11 protein-coding genes and 1 tRNA gene are annotated in these 16,881 nt (G+C 67.7%); 5 read left to right on the plus strand and 7 right to left on the minus strand.

Annotated elements, in window-relative coordinates:
* Positions 1 to 42: 42 nt before the first annotated feature.
* Both Mal64_RS19020 and Mal64_RS19025 read right to left on the minus strand, forming a co-directional pair.
* The gene (locus Mal64_RS19020) at positions 43 to 399 is read right to left on the minus strand and encodes a hypothetical protein (RefSeq protein ID WP_146403345.1); all 357 of its coding nucleotides are present in this window, start codon (positions 397 to 399) and stop codon (positions 43 to 45) included.
* Positions 400 to 462: 63 nt separating this feature from the next.
* On the minus strand, positions 463 to 2,721 hold the full coding sequence (locus tag Mal64_RS19025) for a diguanylate cyclase domain-containing protein (protein WP_146403347.1): 2,259 nt from the start codon (positions 2,719 to 2,721) through the stop codon (positions 463 to 465).
* Between the two features lie 411 nt (positions 2,722 to 3,132).
* Between Mal64_RS19025 and Mal64_RS19030 the strand changes: the two genes are divergently transcribed.
* The 3 genes from Mal64_RS19030 (at position 3,133) to Mal64_RS19040 (ending at position 7,536) form a co-directional block, all read left to right on the plus strand.
* Positions 3,133 to 4,320, plus strand: coding sequence for a hypothetical protein (locus tag Mal64_RS19030; RefSeq protein ID WP_146403349.1), 1,188 nt, complete (start codon positions 3,133 to 3,135; stop codon positions 4,318 to 4,320).
* A 125-nt stretch (positions 4,321 to 4,445) separates the two neighbouring features.
* Positions 4,446 to 6,008: a glutamate--tRNA ligase gene (gene gltX / locus Mal64_RS19035; RefSeq protein ID WP_146403351.1), complete on the plus strand. Its 1,563-nt coding sequence runs from the start codon at positions 4,446 to 4,448 to the stop codon at positions 6,006 to 6,008.
* 187 nt (positions 6,009 to 6,195) lie between these two features.
* A complete protein-coding gene (locus Mal64_RS19040; protein WP_146403353.1) occupies positions 6,196 to 7,536 on the plus strand; it encodes a vWA domain-containing protein in 1,341 nt (446 codons plus the stop codon).
* Positions 7,537 to 7,636: 100 nt separating this feature from the next.
* Here the strand turns inward: Mal64_RS19040 and Mal64_RS19045 are convergent, their stop codons facing one another.
* The gene (locus tag Mal64_RS19045; protein ID WP_146403355.1) at positions 7,637 to 8,419 is read right to left on the minus strand and encodes an ABC transporter permease; all 783 of its coding nucleotides are present in this window, start codon (positions 8,417 to 8,419) and stop codon (positions 7,637 to 7,639) included.
* Positions 8,420 to 8,604: 185 nt separating this feature from the next.
* A complete protein-coding gene (locus tag Mal64_RS19050; RefSeq protein ID WP_197525893.1) occupies positions 8,605 to 9,330 on the minus strand; it encodes an ABC transporter ATP-binding protein in 726 nt (241 codons plus the stop codon).
* 324 nt (positions 9,331 to 9,654) lie between these two features.
* On the opposite strand from Mal64_RS19050, the gene Mal64_RS19055 reads away from it, so the two are divergent.
* Positions 9,655 to 11,094 (plus strand): ammonium transporter, encoded by a 1,440-nt coding sequence (locus tag Mal64_RS19055; RefSeq protein WP_146403359.1) that lies wholly within the window; start codon positions 9,655 to 9,657, stop codon positions 11,092 to 11,094.
* A 56-nt stretch (positions 11,095 to 11,150) separates the two neighbouring features.
* Here the strand turns inward: Mal64_RS19055 and Mal64_RS19060 are convergent, their stop codons facing one another.
* On the minus strand, positions 11,151 to 11,546 hold the full coding sequence (locus Mal64_RS19060; RefSeq protein ID WP_146403361.1) for a hypothetical protein: 396 nt from the start codon (positions 11,544 to 11,546) through the stop codon (positions 11,151 to 11,153).
* Between the two features lie 337 nt (positions 11,547 to 11,883).
* Between Mal64_RS19060 and Mal64_RS19065 the strand changes: the two genes are divergently transcribed.
* Positions 11,884 to 11,955, plus strand: a tRNA-Cys gene (locus tag Mal64_RS19065).
* A gap of 141 nt (positions 11,956 to 12,096) precedes the next feature.
* Here the strand turns inward: Mal64_RS19065 and Mal64_RS19070 are convergent.
* Positions 12,097 to 12,303: a hypothetical protein gene (locus Mal64_RS19070; RefSeq protein WP_146403362.1), complete on the minus strand. Its 207-nt coding sequence runs from the start codon at positions 12,301 to 12,303 to the stop codon at positions 12,097 to 12,099.
* Between the two features lie 239 nt (positions 12,304 to 12,542).
* Positions 12,543 to 16,115, minus strand: a complete 3,573-nt coding sequence (locus Mal64_RS19075) for a hypothetical protein (RefSeq protein ID WP_146403364.1) — start codon at positions 16,113 to 16,115, stop codon at positions 12,543 to 12,545.
* Positions 16,116 to 16,881 lie beyond the last annotated feature (766 nt).

Raw genomic sequence — 16,881 nt, forward strand, 5'->3', positions numbered from 1 at the left:
GGCGGGCGGCCCTGGCGGCCACTCCCCGGGAGAATCGAGCGATCAAAGAGAGGCGCCCGCCGTGCGGCTGGCTCCGGTCGGGGCGTTCAGCCTCCGATAACGCGACAGCAGACGATCGAGCTCGGCCCGCTGGCCGTCGATCGCTCGCAGCTGCGCCCGGATCTGTTCGAGCGTGTCGTCTTCGGGCCCCGAAGCCTGAGCGGGCAGCTCGGGCAACGCGCCGAGTCCGGCGTGCGGCTTGGCGTCGCTGGGGGCGAACGTCTCGCTGGCGAACGCCTCGTCGAGCGCCTCGGGCGAGTGACCCTCGTGGGTCGACTGAGCAACGAGCCGGTGGGCCTTGCGCACCGCGTCGGCGCGGCTGCTGCGGCGGAGACTGATTTCTTGGGTGCTGGTGCGCATGGCGTGCGTGTGGGGAGGGCTGTCTTGGGGGGGAGTCGGCCGGGGGCGGGCGGCGCCGCGATCTCAAGCCTGGGCGGGCTCGCTCGGGGCGGGCTCGGCCTTGGGCGGGTCGGCCGAGGTTTCTTTGGCCATCAGGTAAGACTTGAGGCTGCCGAGCAGGCGGCGGGCTTGTTCCGAGACGTCCTTCTGACGCCGGTCGCGATCGCGTTTGGGCCTGATCGTCACGTCGGCGTTCGTTTGCACGTACTTGCCCGACGCCAATCCCGAGCTGTTGGTGCGCTCGATGTGCTCTTGCGAGAGGAGCATGTCGATCATGAAATCTTGCGGGCGGACCGTCGAGCCGCTCACGGCGATCAGCTCGGTCACTTGCAGCCGGAGCTCGTTCTCGGTGATGTGCAGGATCTTGGCGTCGCGGTCCGAGATGAACCCGCGGAGCTTCTCCACGGCGATCTCGATCGGCACGTTGGTCACCAGCCGGGTCTCGATCAGCTTGGCGCCGCCCCACACGGGGAACTTCCACCAACTCTTCTTGGCCTTTGGTGCGTCGCCCATGCCGTCTCCCAGTTGAACTACTTGGTTGCGCCCCTGGTCCTTGGCCAACAGCAGGCCACGGTCGGAGCGGCGGAGCATCGATTCGGGGGTGTCCCCCGGCTGCAGCTCGGTGACGCCAAAGCTGGCGGTGATCGGGTTGCCGCCCAACTCCGAGTGGCTGGTCTCGGCGAGACGCTTGCGCATCTGCTCGGCGCGTCGGGCGGCCGAGGCGTTGTTGCAGTCGGCGCAGAGCACGGCGAACTCTTCGCCGCCGTAGCGGGCGACCAGGTCGCCCGAGCGGCACGAGGTCTTCAGCAACTTGGCGAAGGTCATGATCGCCGCGTCGCCCGCCTGGTGGCCGTACGTGTCGTTGATCCGCTTGAAGCGATCGATGTCGGCCATGATCAGGCTGCAGGGCAGCCCGGTCTCTTGGTGGGCGTCGATGAACGAGGCGAGCATGCGATCGAACTCGGCCCGGTTGGCCACCTGGGTCATCGGGTCTTTGGTCATTTCGGTGTGCAGCGCTTGGCACCGCTCCTCCAGGGTGGCGACACTCGAAGCGTCGTGCAGCAAAACCGAGGCCCCGAGCGTGTCGCCCTTGGGATCGGGCACCGGCATCGCGTGCAGGTCGACCGCCACGCTGCGGCCGTTGCGGCCCATCACGCTGATACGCTCGATCACTTGCACCCCGCCCTTGACCGAACGCAGCACGGGGCAGCGGAGGTCTTCGATCAGCTTGCCCGTGTCGTCCGACATGTCGAGCAGGCTCGGCAGCATCTTCTTGCCGACCGCCGCCGAGGCCGCCACGCCGGTGAGCCGCTCGGCGCCGGTGTTCCAGCGGGTGATCACCAGCTGGCTGTCGACGAACAGCACGGCGTCGTGCATGTTCTCGATCAGCTTGGTCTCGAACGGGCTCGGCCCGCCTGCCGCCCCGGGGCGGGCGGTGACGAGCTCGGGTTTCCAGTCGAAACTCTCCTCGAAGTCGCCCAACCGGGAGAGCCAACGCCGCGCGACGTCGCGCTCCAGCTCGCTCTGGTCGCGGGAGAACAGGTCGCAGAAGCTGTTCACCAAGTCGGGGTCGAACTGGCTCCCGGCGCATTGTTGCAATTCGCTGAGGGCCCGCTCTCTCGACCGCGCCGGGCGGTAAACGTGGTCCGTGGTCATCGAGTCGTAGGCGTCGACGATCGCCAGCATCCGTGAGACGAACGGGATCTGGTCGCCGGCCAGCGGCACGTGCTGGCGCCCGCCATCGAAGTGGGCCGCCGACGCGACCATCGCCTCGACCAGCGGCGCCGGCGCCCCGGTTGTCTGCAGGATGTGCCTCCCCAGGTCGCGGCTCGATTCGAGCACGTCGATCTCTTCGTTCGTCAGCCGCCCCGGCTTGACCAGCACCGCGTCGGGGACGCCGATCTTGCCGATGTCGTGCAGGAGCGCCACGAACTCCAACTGCGAGCGGAGCTTCTCCGGCATGTTGAGCGCCACGGCCCAGCGGCTGCAGCCGATGGCGACGCGCAGGCTGTGGGCGGCGGCCGCCGCGTTCTTGCACCTGAGGGCGGTGAACAGCGCGCCGGCGATCCCCAAGCGGGCCTCGGCAAGTCGCAGCCCGGGATCGTTCGGGCCGATCGGCGCGGGAGTGGCTTGGCCCGACTCGACCGCGGCGCTCTCCAGTTCGCTCAGCAGGCGAGAGATTTGCTGCAGGTTGCCGGCTTCGCCTTTATGGGGCGGCGTGGACTCGCCCTGGGGGGCTGTCTGCTGGGAGTCGGTCGTGGGGGGGGCGTCTACTGGCCGCATCGGATTCTCACACGTTGACTAACGCCAACGCGGTTCGGGGCGATTTTCAGATGGATTCTTGGACCGGCATTCAGGCGTCTCGATGCAAAAACCTAGGTCATGCCTTCGGGGACACGGCGGGGGGCAAGGAAGTGGGGGCGTTTTTTTTGCACGCATCCACATCCGCCAGTCCTGTCATGACGTTTTGCCCCGCAAACTCGACCCGATCGACGAGGTTTCGCTGGATCACTCGACTGGCGCCGTGGCACAAGCCCTTCACGCCATCCCACCGGCGGCGCCGATGACCGTTTGTGACGGATATTGCGCCGCCAACGGGTACGCCACTTGGGCGCTACAAGCTACGGCTAACCGAAACGGCGACGCGCGGGAAATTCCTATCTAAGGCGGGCACACCAAGGCGGGCGGAAACTTATGGGCTCTGTGAATCTGCGCGGCGATCGCCGCCGTCGGTTAATGCAAGAAGGCTCGATCCAGGGGACGAAGGTCGCCCCGGTCGAATCGAACGACGACCAGCAACGCGGCGCCGGCAAGCGCTACGCTTTGCGTGAAGGGAGTCTGAGCTTCGCCATGGCGAGCGGTTTGACGCCGCGGTCGCCCTGGGGCGTGGCCGGCCTGGCCGCCGTGCTGGCGCTGATCGCGGCCGCCGTGGTGGCGCTGGGCGTCTTCCGCGGCCCGCTGTTGGGCGATGCGGGCGCCCCCTTTGCGCTCGGCGCCCTCGGCACGCTGGCGGCGTGGCACGCCCAAGCCGCCTGGCTGCTGTCCGCCGTGGGTTGCGTGGTGCTGTTCGGGCTGCGGCGTCAGCGGATCGACGACTTCCGCGGCAATTACCGCTGGTGGCTGCTGGCCGCAGCCGCTTGTGTGGCGCTGAGCCTCAACGCCTCGACCGGGCTGCACGCCGTGGTCGCCTCGGCGCTGGGGCGGCTCACCGGCTGGTCGCCGCTGGCGGGCGACGCCTTCTGGTGGCTCGTGCCGGGCGTGCTGGCGCTGGGCTACGTGGTCGTGCGGGCCGTGCTCGACCTGAAGGAAAGCACCGCCGCGCTGCTGTTCTCGGTCGCCGCCCTGGGTTGCTTCGCCTTCAACGCCGCCGCCGTGAGCGGCTTGGCCGTAGCCGCCGAGCGGCCGATCGCCTCGCACTCGTGCGCGATCGCCGTGCCGGTGCTCGTCCTGTTGGCGATCGTCAGCTACGCCCGACGAGCGGTGCTTGAGACCGAGGGCGTGGTCGCCGCGCCGCAACGGGCCGAGCCGTCCAAGGGCAAGGAAAAGCCGACCAAGGAGCAGCCCGCCGCGGCTGCCCAAAAAGCGTCCGCCCAGAAGAGCGAGCAGAGCAAGAAGAGCGAGCCGCGCAAGCCGGAGTTGAAACTGGCGGCCGAGCCCGAGGAGCCCGCCACCCGCGCCGGCGCCGCGGACCGCCGAGAGCGGCGCCGGAAGCCCGAACCCGACCAGCCGAAGGCCCAGCAAGAGGCCCCACAGAGCTCGACGCAGTGGACCAACGGCGCCGAGGGCGGCGAGGACGATTACGGCGATGGGCCGGAGCGTCGCAAGCTCAGCAAGGCGGAACGCAAGCGGCTGCGGCGGGAGAAGGCGCGGCGGGCGGCGTGAGCCGACAGCGTGGCGTGGCCCCGGTCCGGGGTGGTCGGGGGCCGCGCCGCGGACTTATCCGCTAAGCCCCTGCGCGATAGGCTGGCGGGCTTATCCGGCCCCGCGCACCTCGACCCTTGCCCACGATGACCGTCCGCACCCGCTTCGCCCCCTCGCCGACCGGCTACCTCCACATCGGCGGGGTGCGAACCGCGCTGTTCAACTGGCTGTTCGCCCGCCGGCACGGGGGGCAGTTTATCCTGCGCGTGGACGACACGGACCAGCAGCGCAACGTCGAGGCCGCGTTGGAGCCGATCCTGCACGGCTTCCGCTGGCTCGGGCTCGACTGGGACGAGGGCCCCGAGGTCGGCGGCCCTCACGGCCCCTACTACCAGTCGCAACGCGGCGAGGCCTACGAGTCGGCGGTCACTCGGCTGCTCGATTCGGGCCACGCCTACCGCGACTTCGCCACGCCCGAGGAGCTGCAAACCGAACGCGAAGCGGCCCAGGCCGCCGGCGAGGCGTTCACCTACAGCCGCAAGTGGATGGCCGAGTCGCCCGAGCAGGCGGCCGCCTACGAGGCCGAGGGGCGTCAGGGCGTCGTGCGGCTCAAGATGCCACGCGAAGGCAAGCTGGTGGTCGACGACTTGGTGCGCGGCGAGGTCGCTTTTGATTGGGCGCGGGAGCAGGACCACGTGATCCAGCGCGCCGACGGCACTTGCCTCTACCACTTGGCCACGGTCGTGGACGATCACGACCTGGAGATCTCGCATGTGATCCGCGCCGAGGAGCACCTGTCGAACACCCCCCGGCAGGTGTTCATCGCCGAGTCGCTCGGCTGGGCGCCGCCGCGGTTCGCCCACCTGCCGTTCGTCGCCGAGCCGGGGAGCAAGAACAAGCTCAGCAAACGCAAGCTGGACAAGTACCTCAAGAACCGCGACTTCGCCCAGCTCAACGAATACGGCGCCAAGATCGCCGAGAGGATCGGTCTGGAGACCTCGGCCGAGACGTTCAACCCGGTGATCGTCGACTTCTACGAGCAGACCGGTTTCCTGGCCGACGCGGTGCTCAATTACTTGCTGCTGTTGGGGTGGTCGCTCGACGACTCGACCGAGGAGTTCACGCGTGAGGAGATGATCGAGAAGTTCTCGCTGGAGCGCGTGAACAAGGCGCCGGCGAGCTTCGACCCGGCCAAGCTGCTGTCGTTCCAAGAGCGGGCGATGCAGCAACTGCCGCTCAAGCAGCGGGCGGCCCGTTGCTTGGAGTTCGTCAAGAAAGCGGGCTGGGTGTCGGACCCACCCGCCTGCGAGATGGGGCCCTACGTGACAAAGATCGTCGAGGGCGCCGGCGACCGCATCAAGACCGCCGGCGACATCCTCGACTACGACGACTTCTTCGTCGCCGACGACGCCTTGGTCTACGACGAGAAGGCGTGGCAGAAACGGCTGGTCAAACCGGAGAACGCCGCCGGGCTGCTCACCAAGTTCCGCGCCGAACTCGCTAAGCACGAGAACGCCACGGCCGACGAGCTCGAAGCCGTGCTCAAGGCGTTCTGCGAGGCCGAGGGTATCAAGATCGGCGAGATCATCCACGCCCTGCGCGTGGCGACGACCGGCAAGGGGGTCGGCTTCGGCATGTTCGAGACCCTCGAACTGCTGGGCCACGAGCGCCGGCTGCGCCGCATCGATCTGGCGCTGGCGCGTTTGTAATCGCAGCGACTGGCCGCGCTCTAGCGGCGTTGCCCTCTCGTGCCCGTGACACCTCGTGTCACTCTCGTCGCTGCGCTTTTCGTCGCGGCGATTTGATCGCGCTGCGCGACGCAATTAGCGTGGCTTTCGGAACAGGGGATTGAGGTCTAGGCGTCGCCGGATCCGCAGACCCCCGTGGAGGGCCCCCATGCCTCCCGAAGCAACCCTTAGTGAGCCCACCTCGCAGTTGGCCGCGGCCGACGAGCGCTTGGCTGCGCTGGAGCGTGAGTCGCGTTCGCTGCGCAGGCAGCTGGAAAGATTGCGTCGTGAGGGCGACAGCGACGGCGCCCGCCAAGTCGCCGCCCGGCTGCGATCGACCCAGCACCGGACGACCCACGAGCGGGCAACCCCGGCCCGCGCCGCCAAGACCGAGCCGAGCCCCACGCACCCGCCGGCCCGTTCGCATGGGAAGACTCCGTCTCTCGCCACGACGCCGTCCCACGCGAAAAAGCAGCTCGTGCGTAAGCGGCGGGCCCGCAGCCTGCGCCGCCGACCGCTGCACGTCAGCCTGTTGGCCCACGGGGTGATGCTGCTCGCCGCGGCGCTGGCGAGCTTTGCAAGCTTCAGCGAAGAGCCGCTCACGCTGTGGGCCGGGGTGGCCGAGGCCGAGTCGCTTGCCGAGATGCCGCCGCTGGTGGAGTTCGCCGCCTTGGAAGACACGCCCGAAACGCCCGCAGAATCGCCGGCCGAGTTCGAGCCGCTCGTCGACCTCGTGGCGTTCGAGGCGCCCGCCATCGAGGCGCCGCCCGCGCCCTCGCTGGCGTTCCAGCCGATGACGCTCGGCGCGGCGGCCATGCTGGCCGTCGCCGCGGGCGAACCGTCGAGCCCGCCGGCCGCGGCCGGCGCGCAGCCCACCAGCCCCGGCGGCGCGCCGTCGGGCAGTGTGAGCTTCTTTGGCGCCGAGTCGGCCGCCGACCGGGTGGTCTACGTGATCGACAACTCGGGCAGCATGCAGCGGGGCCGGCTGGAGACCTCGCTCATGGAGCTGCGCCGCAGCATCCGCCAGTTGAGCGAGTCGCAATCGTTTTACGTGGTGGTCTACAGCGACCAGGCGTACCCGATGTTCTTCCCCGATTCGACCATGGAGATGCTGCCGGCCACACGGCCAAACCAGAAGAAACTGATCGCCTGGCTGGGCGAAGTGGAGATGTGCATGGGGGGCCGGTTGTTGGACGCCATGGAGTTGGCGGCGTCGCTCGACCCGCACGCGGTGTTCGTCCTGTCGGACGGCGACATCCGCAGCGACTACGTGATGCGCAGCATGACCGAAGAGAGTGACTGGGAGTTCACCGTCCACACCGTCGGCATGACGGTGCGCAACGCCGACCACGCCGGCCGCCTGCAAGCGATCGCCCAAGCGCACGGCGGCCAGTACCGCAACGTGGAGGTCCACCCCGGGGCGCTCAAGCTCTCGCTCCGCCGCCCCGTGCCGTACCACCGGGAGCCGGGGCCGGTGTGGGGCTCGCAGGTGCGGGCGTGGGGGAAGTAGGGGGAAAGACGAATGACGAATGCGCGCCCGACAGGTTCGTCATTCGGGCATTCGTCATTCAGCGACGCGCTGATTCGTAGCGGTTCGGCCCCAGTCGCGCTCAGCGGTTTCGCAGCAAGAAAACGCCCAACAAGTGCGTCGCGTAATACAGCCCCACGCCGGTCAACGAGATCAGCCCGAGCGCGGCGAACATCTTTGGCGTGTCGAGCCGGAACTGGCCTTCGAACACGGCCGAGGCGAGTCCTGATTGGGCGCCCGCCGCGCCGGTGACGAACTCGGCCACCACCGCGCCCACCAGGCTCAGGTTCACCGCGGTCTTCAGCCCGGCCAAGAAGTAGGGCGTCGCCGACGGGGCGAGCAGCAGCCGCAGCCTTTGCCAGCGGCTGGCGCCGTACAGATCGAACAGGTCGCGGAGGCCGGGGTCGGCGCTCTTCAGGCCGGCGGTGGTGGAGGCCAAGATCGGGAAGAACGCCACGATCGTCGCGCACGCCAGCAGCACCAGGTCGGTCCGCTCGATCCACAACAGCAGCAGCGGGGCGATCGCCACCAGGGGGGTCACTTGGAGCACCACGGCGTACGGCGCCAGGCTCAGCTCCAGCAACGGCGAGGCGCTAAACAGCACGGCCAACACCACGCCCATCGCGACCGCCAGGGCGAGCGCGGCGAGTGTCGTGCCGAGCGTCACCCGCCAGGCGGCCGACAGCCCGGGCCACTCCGCCACGATCGTCTGAGCCACGACGCTCGGCGCGGGCGCGATGTAGGTTGGCACGTCGCGCACGCGGACGATCGCTTCCCACGCCCCGAGCACCACCGCGGCGACCACGAGCGGCGCGATCAGCCTGAACAGCCATCGGCGGCGGGATTGGCGGCGGTCTGGTTGCATGGTGCTTCTGATAGGGGGAACCGCCAAGACGCCAAGGACGCCAAGACGCGCCAGGAAGAAGAGAAATTAGATGGGACTGTCTGGATACAGGTGACAGGTCTTCCTTATTCCTGTGAATCGTGTCGAGGTATAAACTATTTTCTATTGGCGCGTCTTGGCGTCCTTGGCGTCTTGGCGGTTATTGCTTAACTGTATGCGAGCGCCGCCGACGCCCGCTCGCACAACGCCGCGTAGCGCGGGTCGCTGCGGGTCGACGCGTCGCGGGGCCTCGGCAGGTCGATCGCGATTTCCTCGGCGATGCGTCCCGGGCCGGCCGACATCACCAGCACCCGGTCGGAGAGGTAGACCGACTCGTACACGCTGTGCGTGACAAACAGCACGGTCCACTGGTGCTCGGCCCACAGACCCAGCAGCTCGTCGCCGAGCCTCTGGCGGGTGATCTCGTCGAGCGCGGCGAACGGCTCGTCGAGCAGCAGCAGCCGCGGCGCCGTCACGAGCGCCCGGGCGAGCGACACCCGCATCCGCATGCCGCCCGACAGTTGGCTCGGCCGCAGCCGGGCGGAGTCGGCCAGGCCGACCCGCTCCAGCGCCGCGTCTACCCGCTCGCACGCGGCCGGCCGCGACTCGCCGCGCAGCCGGAGCGGCAGATAAACGTTGTCCCACGCCGTGGCCCACGGCATGAGCGTGGGGTCTTGGAAAACGAACGCCACCTCGTCCTTGGCGGCCGCAACGCCGACGCGTCCGGCCGTGGGCCCGCCGAGCCCCGCCACGAGCCTCAGCACCGTGCTCTTGCCGCAGCCGCTGGGGCCCAGGAGGCTGACGAATTCTCCCGACGCGATCGCAGCCGACAGGTCGTCGAGCACCGCCGCCGCGCCGCGGCCGAAGGACTTGGCGACGCTTTCCAGACGCACGGCGGCCGGGAGTGGGCTGGGCTCGGGGGGAGTCATCCCGTCGGGGGCGCTGGCAGGGGGGCGCTGTTGGGGGGGCAGGGAGAGGCGCCGCACAGGGCGGGGCGAGACGCCGCGATCGTAGCCCGCCGCCGCCGGCGCCACAACGCGACACGCCGCCACGGCGGCTGCTCGGAGGCTTCGTGGGACTACTTTACGTGGTTCGCCCCCCCGCTTATCTTGGGGCCCACCCGTCTGGCAGGGGCGTCGGTTGGTGGAACCGACGCGGCAGACGGATCGCTTTTCTGGCGAAATCTTTTCATACAAACTGACAGGGCGGAGGTTGTGATGGCGTTGGCTATTAGACGCATGGTGGGGGCGCTGCCCACCAGAAGATCCGCCTCGGCCTGTTCCGTCTGCTTGGCGTTGGCTGCGATCTTGCTCGCCGCGTCGCCGGCCTCGGCGCAAGACGCCGCGGCCGCCGTCCCCACGCTCGAAGAGGTCGCCGCCAAGGCGGACGAGGCCGCCCTGGCCGCCCACAACGGCTGGATGCTCACCAGCTGCGCGCTGGTGCTGTTCATGACCGCCCCCGGTTTGGCGATGTTCTACGGCGGCCTGGTGCGCAAGAAGAACGTGCTGAGCGTCCTGATGCAGTGCATCTTCCTGATGGGCCTGATGACCGTGCTGTGGGCCCTGTACGGCTACTCGCTCGCCTTCGGCGGCGACAACCCCTACATCGGCAACGGCGATTACCTCTTCATGGACGGCGTCCAGCGCTTCTGGAACGAGGAGACCGGCGCGCCCGAGACGCCGATGGCCGACGCCATCCCGCGGCTCACCCACATGCTGTTCCAGGGCATGTTCTTCATCATCACCCCCGCGCTGATCTGCGGCGCCTTCGCCGAGCGGATGAAATTCAGCGCGATGACGCTGTTCGTTGTCCTCTGGGGGACGTTCGTCTATTGCCCGCTGTGCCACTGGGTGTGGGGCGGCGGCATCTTGGCCTTTGGCGCCGACGGCGCCTGGGCGGGCGGGGCCCTCGACTTCGCCGGCGGCACCGTGGTGCACATCAGCTCGGGCGTTTCGGCCCTGGTCTGCGCGATGATGATCGGCCGCCGCGGCGGCCAAGAAGACCTCAGGCCGCACAACCTCACCTACACGGCGCTCGGCGCCGCGATGCTGTGGGTCGGCTGGTTCGGCTTCAACGCCGGCAGCGAGCTCGCCTCCGACGGGCTCACCAGCAGCGCGTTCGCCACGACCCACTTCTCCGCCGCCGCCGGCGCCGTCGCCTGGAGCTTGTGGGAATGGATCACCCGCGGCAAGCCGAGCCTGCTCGGCGCCGCCTCGGGCGCGGTGGCGGGTTTGGTCTGCATCACGCCGGCCGCCGGGTTCGTCCAGCCGATGCCCGCCCTGGCGATGGGCGCCATCGCCGGCGTCGTCTGCTCGATCGCCTGTGGCCTGAAGAACAAGTTCGGCTACGACGACGCGCTGGACGCCTTCGGCGTTCACGGCGTCGGCGGCACGCTGGGCGCCATCCTCACCGGCGTGTTCGCCACCCGCGTCTGCTGGGACATCGCCGAGGGCGAGCCCCTGGGCATGATCGAGAGGGGCTCGGTGATGACCGGTCAGATCGTCGCCACGGCGGTGACCTGGCTCTTCAGCATCGTCGCCACGTTCATCCTGCTGAAGATCGTCGACGCCCTGGTCGGCCTGCGCGTCAGCGAGCAGACCGAACGGATCGGCCTCGACCTCGACGAGCACGGCGAAGAGGGCTACCTGTTGATGTAGCCGTTAGCCGACGGAATCCCATGGCGGTAGCTTGACTGCCGGATTCCGCATTCGGCTCAGCGCGTGATAACCACGCTCGGCCGCGACGCGTGCCACGCCGCGGGGCGGCCCAGGCTGCGGCCCTGCCATTGGGCGCCGTACATGCCGGTGAACGGCGTCGCCTCGGTCCGCGGGCGTGCAGCCGAGAAGCCGTACCACTTCATCGACGCCAGCCGCTCCATCCGCTGGGCGGCGCGCATCTGGGACTTCTGCTGGGCGATCTGCAGCGGCGTGGCGACCGGCGCCGCCGATTCGTACTCGGAGGACCACGCCTGGCCACGCTCGCCGCTATCGACGGCCGCGGGGCCCGGGTCGGCATTGAGCCGCGGCTGAGAGAACTGAGCCCACGCGGGCGAGGCCCCCAGCACGCAGGCGGCGGCAAACACGATCGCGATCGAGCAATAAGTACGCATCCGAAAGACTCCGTTCGGGCGGTGGCGTCGGCATAAAAAGCTGACGGGACGAGCGCGAACGTGCGGCCCCGCAGTGGACTCTTTCGACCGGGCGCGACCACGCCTAGCAGGGCAATCGTTCGCCACGCTACGACCCGCGTCACCACGGGCCTCCGCCAAAAATCCCCAAACCACGCAGCCAACGCCCACGGTCTGGCCGGCACGTCTTGACCAATCCGCAAGGTTTCCATAGCTTTGGTTAAGCCGGTTGCACCGATTGGCCGATACGGTACTTACGCCCATCGGCCGCCCATCGGCCGCCCATCGGCCGAAACGCCCGGCGAGCGACAACAGTTAAGGCGCCGTAGCCAAGTGGCTAAGGCATCGGATTGCAAATCCGACATCCCCGGTTCGAATCCGGGCGGCGCCTCTGAAAGAGAAAACCCCGCGGGACGGCATGTCCCGCGGGGTTTTTTCGTGCGCTGTGGTGAGGGGCTGGGGGGCACGTCTTGGGCAGGAGGGCGGGTGACGATCTTGCGATAGATGGCGGCCATGAGTGGTCACAATCCAGCTAGTTGCTTCTTCGGTGCTCGGCTAGAAGACGTTCGGCTTCGCTGAGGTTGTTCTGGGTCGTCGCCCAGTAGGCGGGGAAGTCCTTCTCGGTGAGGACCGTGAGGGAGCGTTCGTAGCAGGCGATGGCGTTGGCGAGGTTCTCCTCCCGGTCGCCGACCTCGGCACACCGGACACGATCAACCGGACGTTCGTCGACTTCCAGCACCACTTGTACGAGCCAGCGCCGGCGGCGTGATCGGGCGCCGGCGGGGCTTCCGCAGCGTTAAATAAAGTGTCTCTAGGCCGCCGACACTTCCGTATGGGGGGGCGACGAAAAATCCCCCAGAAGGACCCGGAGAACGCCTCCGTAGGAAGAAACCCCATTCTCTGTGCGAAAACGCGCCGGGCCAAAAGCCTCGGTCGGCGCTGCGGCGGGGCAGGAAACGCAGCCCCCCGCCGGGGGCGTCATTGCCGCCGCTTCAGAAAGCCCGCCAGACCGGCGATCGCCAGCGGGATGATGATCAGGTTGGCCACTTGTGCGGCGGCGGCGTAGTTCTCGTATTCGATTACCCGCCGCCCCCCGATCACGATCCAATCGCTCGACGGCGCCCAGTCCCCCTCGGCAAACAGGTCGACGATCGGCACACTCACACGCAACGCCATGAACAGCGCCTGCTGGGCGTCCCACTCCTCGGGGCCGGGGCCGATGAGATCGGTGTGATACGGGTTCGCGTTCTGGCGGTTGGGGTCGCGGCGGACGTGGCTCTCCCAGGCGCTCTGCGACATCGCCGGCGCCGGGAAGGTCAGCGGCCTTTCGACCGAGTCGCGGTGCAGGAACACGCCCCAGCTGAGCAAGAGCAGCAACAAGAAGGCGTGGATCATCCGCGATGGCCGCACCCCGTAGCCGAGCAGGAAATCCATCACGCACCACCGCCACAGCCGCACCATCGGCCCGAAGCGGCGGCGTCTGGCGGCAGGCAACTCGGCGAGGTCGCCATGGGTGAGCGACTCCTCGGGCGGCGGCGGGTCGTTCTTGGCGCTCAGCTCCCGTCGCCGGTGGCCGAGGAACACGTCGTCGGCGGTCGGATCGTCGCCGCGGGCGCGGAGCCACCGCTCGACCGTCACGTAAAAAGCCGGGCTGAACTCGGTGTGACGCATGAACGCCTTGAGCGCGGCGTCGCGCTCGCCCGCCGGCCTGTGGCTCTGTTCGGACCTAAGCCAAGAGGCGAGCAAGTAGACGCCCGCGACGAAGAGCACGAGCGAACCGCCGGGCGTTTCGGCGGTGATCGCGGCCGCCACGCCGGCGCACCACACGGCGAGCCACAGCGCCTGCCGCAGCCGGTCGCGCCGGGTCGCGTCGGACGCCGTACGCGACACGTTTAGCACAGCTCTGCGAACGGAACCTAAGAGACCGGCGGCGGAATCGCGGCAACGACCGTACGAGCCGCGCAGACGCGCCGAAGCAAGGCCCCACGGGTCATAACTCGGCTTTGCGGCATCAAGAGCGGCCGCTGCCGGTGCGGACCCCGAGCGCCCTGCCCGGCCCTCCGGCCACTGGGGTGTTTCGTTGACTAACAGCTCCTCGAACTGGAGCTGGTGCACCGTCAGCGGCGGCCCGCCGGCGCGGAAGTCCCACATCAGTTGCAAGCTGCGCACCTGCGCCTCGTCGAGCCTGAAGTACTTTGGCGTGTCCGCCTTCTCGTTCGGCTCCGTGGGGTCGGCAGCGCCGCTGTCGGGCTCGGACAGATCGACACGGAGCACCAACTCGGAGAGCTTCGCCCCCCGGGCGTCGACGCGGCCGGAGACTTGGGGGTAGGGGCCGCTGGCGTCGGTCTCGTCGCCGAACACCCGGCCAACGATCGTCGCGTTGCGGAGCCGCAGGTCGCCGTGCACGCGGCCGTGGGTGAAGTTCGCCTCGCCTTCGATGCGGGCGTCTTCCAGGTCGACCGTCCCCAGCACCCGCTGCCCCTTGAGCCACAGCCGCCCGCCGATCCGCGCCATGCGGAGGTCAACATCGGCAATCTGCGGCTCGTTGGGGTCTTCCGGCGGCGTGCGTAGCGGATCCTGACAATCGTGGAATTCCTGCCGCCAATGCGTACGGAAATCGGCCAGCTTTTCTTGGGATAACCGCAGTGGATTTTCTTTCCGCGCCCCCGCGATCCCGCCGCAAAGGTCGAGATCGCCCGCCACCTTGGCATGCCGCAGCGATACGCGGCCGTCTACACACGCATCGTGCAGCAGCACCGGCCCCCCGATTTCCGCATAATCCATCCACAAGTCGCCAGCGATGCTGAGCGGCAGTGGTGCAGTGGGGGCCTTGCCCGCCTCCGGCACGCCAGGCCCAAGGAACTCGGTTCGATTGAAAAATGTCGTGAGGAAAACACCCAAGCCGATCGACGCATGGTAAATCACGAAGCTGCCCACGATAGTTGTTCCACGAAGCATGAACACCGACCCGCCGACCGTTGCGTTCTCCATATCGACCGCCTTGCCGTCCGGCTCGGCGTTGATCGTGGCGTTTGAGAACTCAACATTGCTTCCAACCTCGCCGCGGAGGTCGACCGAGCCGACGACCTTGGTTTTATCGCGGAAGAACACCGACCTGCCGACCGTTGCGTTCTCCATATCGACCGCCTTGCCGTCCGGCTCGGCGTTGATCGTGGCGTTTGAGAACTCAACGCTGCTTCCAACCTCGCCGCGGAGGTTGACCGAGCCGAGGACCTTGGTTTTATCGCGGAAGAGCACCGCCCCGCCGACCGTTGCGTTCTCCATATTGACCGCCATGCCGTCCGTCTCGGCGGTGATCGTGGCGTTTGAGAACTCAACGTTGCTTTCGACCTCGCCGCGGAGGTCGACCGAGCCGGTGACCTTGGTTTTATCGTGGAAGAACACCGACCCGCCGACCGTTGCGTCCCCCATATTGACCGCCTTGCCGCCCGGCTCGGCGGTGATCGTGGCGTTTAAGAACTCAACGCTGCTTCCAACCTCGCCGCGGAGGTCGACCGAGCCGATGACCTTGGTTTTATCGCAGAAGAACACCGACCCGCCGACCGTTGCGTTCTCCATATTGACCGCCATGCCGTCCGTCTCGGCGGTGATCGTGGCGTTTGAGAACACAATCTGACTTCCGACCTCGCCGCGGAGGTCGACCGAGCCGATGACCTTCGTTTTGTCGCGGAAGAACACCGACCCGCCGACCGTTGCGTTCTCCATATTGACCGCCTTGCGGCCCGTCTCGGCGGTGATCGTGGCGTTTGAGAACACAATCTGACTTCCGACCTTGCCGTGGAGGTCGACCGAGCCGATGACCTTGGTTTTATCGAGGAAGAACACCGACCCGCCGACCGTTGCGTTCCCCAGGTCGAAGGCGAGGTGCGTGGGACCAACCCGAATCTTTGCTGCGATGCAGCCGAGGCTCCCGCCCAACCGGGCTGAATGCAGGCAAAATCCGCCGTCGCATCGAAGACCCGTTAGGTCTAAATCGTGACAGAGATCGGAGCCTCCGAGTTGGACCGACCCGGAGACCTTTGCAAAAGCCAGGAGCGTCTCGCCGTCGACGCTGAGCCGGGCGGCGTGCAGCGCAGGGCCGGAACGACGGATGATCTGTGATCGTGGCCGATCATGAAAATCACGATTCTCGACCGACTCGTCGTCGGTCGCTCGATCGCCAAGGGGCGCGGACTTCTTGTGGTGCTCTTCCAGTTCTTTGACCAGAGCAAGGTTCTTGAGCACCGCGCCCGACAGGTCGAGCGGCCCGATGACGCGGGCGTCGGTCAGGTTGAGCGTGTCGTGAAATTCGCACCCGGGCAGAAAGAGCCCTCCTTCGAGGTTCGCCCGCTCTAGAGACGCCCCACGGCGGAACGTGCATCTCACCAACCGAACCGCCGCCTCGGCCCGCAGACCCGCCAGATCAACCGCCTCGTCGAACGTCACCCGTCTGAGCCGAACCTCCTCGCCCGCCTTCGCCGCTTGGCGTAATTCGTCCAGAAAGCCAGGCATTCGCTGGGCGTCGATCTGCTCGTCGGTACGCTCAAACATCGATCTGCCGGGCGGGTGAGCCAATGAGAACCGGGGACCATTGCAACGGAGACACGGTCCCGATCGTACTCAGCCGAAGGCGCCCAATCTACGGCTTGCCGCCAATGCCAGTGGCCCAAGAAGCCCAATGCGCGCCCTACAGGCAGAGAACGAACTTCTCAGAAGAGCCTCTCCCGGTGAGCGGACGGTAGATCGAGTCCCCAAGCACGATTTTCTGGCAAAAACAAATGAGGATGCCCCAACGGTCAGCGCGGCGGGCGTCTCAGAGCAGAGGCCCCCCTCTCCCCGCCGGGTCCTTCCGACTCGACCACCACAGGGGCTCTCACCCCAACGGCCCATGCGATAGAGAGAGTTCGTGCGATCGGCAGGCGTAGCCCTGCGCGGTCCGCAACAAGTTTCCATGCCCGTAGTTGTTCGAAAGGGGCGGCCGTCGAGGCAAGGCGCCAAGGACCCTGAACCCCCACCAAATGGGTGCTTAGCCTGCCTCGTGCGCTATCAAGAGCGACGCCAACCGCCGCCGGGCGGCGCCTCTGAGAAAGAAGCCCCGTGGGACGGTTCGTCCGGCGGGGTTTTTTTGTGGGATTGCGGTGAGGATTCAGGAGCTCCAGGGGAGGGAGACCGTTCCAGCCTGGCTGGTCTCCCGTGCTGGCCAGTTTCGAAGGATCGCCTCTATCGCAGGGGCTATCGTGCGATCACCTCACCGTGCGTTACCGCTCCGGCGGCACGGCTGAATAGAGGGGCCGCAGTTTCTCGTTGTCTCTGTGGC

It is taken from the genome of Pseudobythopirellula maris (genome assembly GCF_007859945.1).
GTDB lineage: Bacteria > Planctomycetota > Planctomycetia > Pirellulales > Lacipirellulaceae > Pseudobythopirellula > Pseudobythopirellula maris.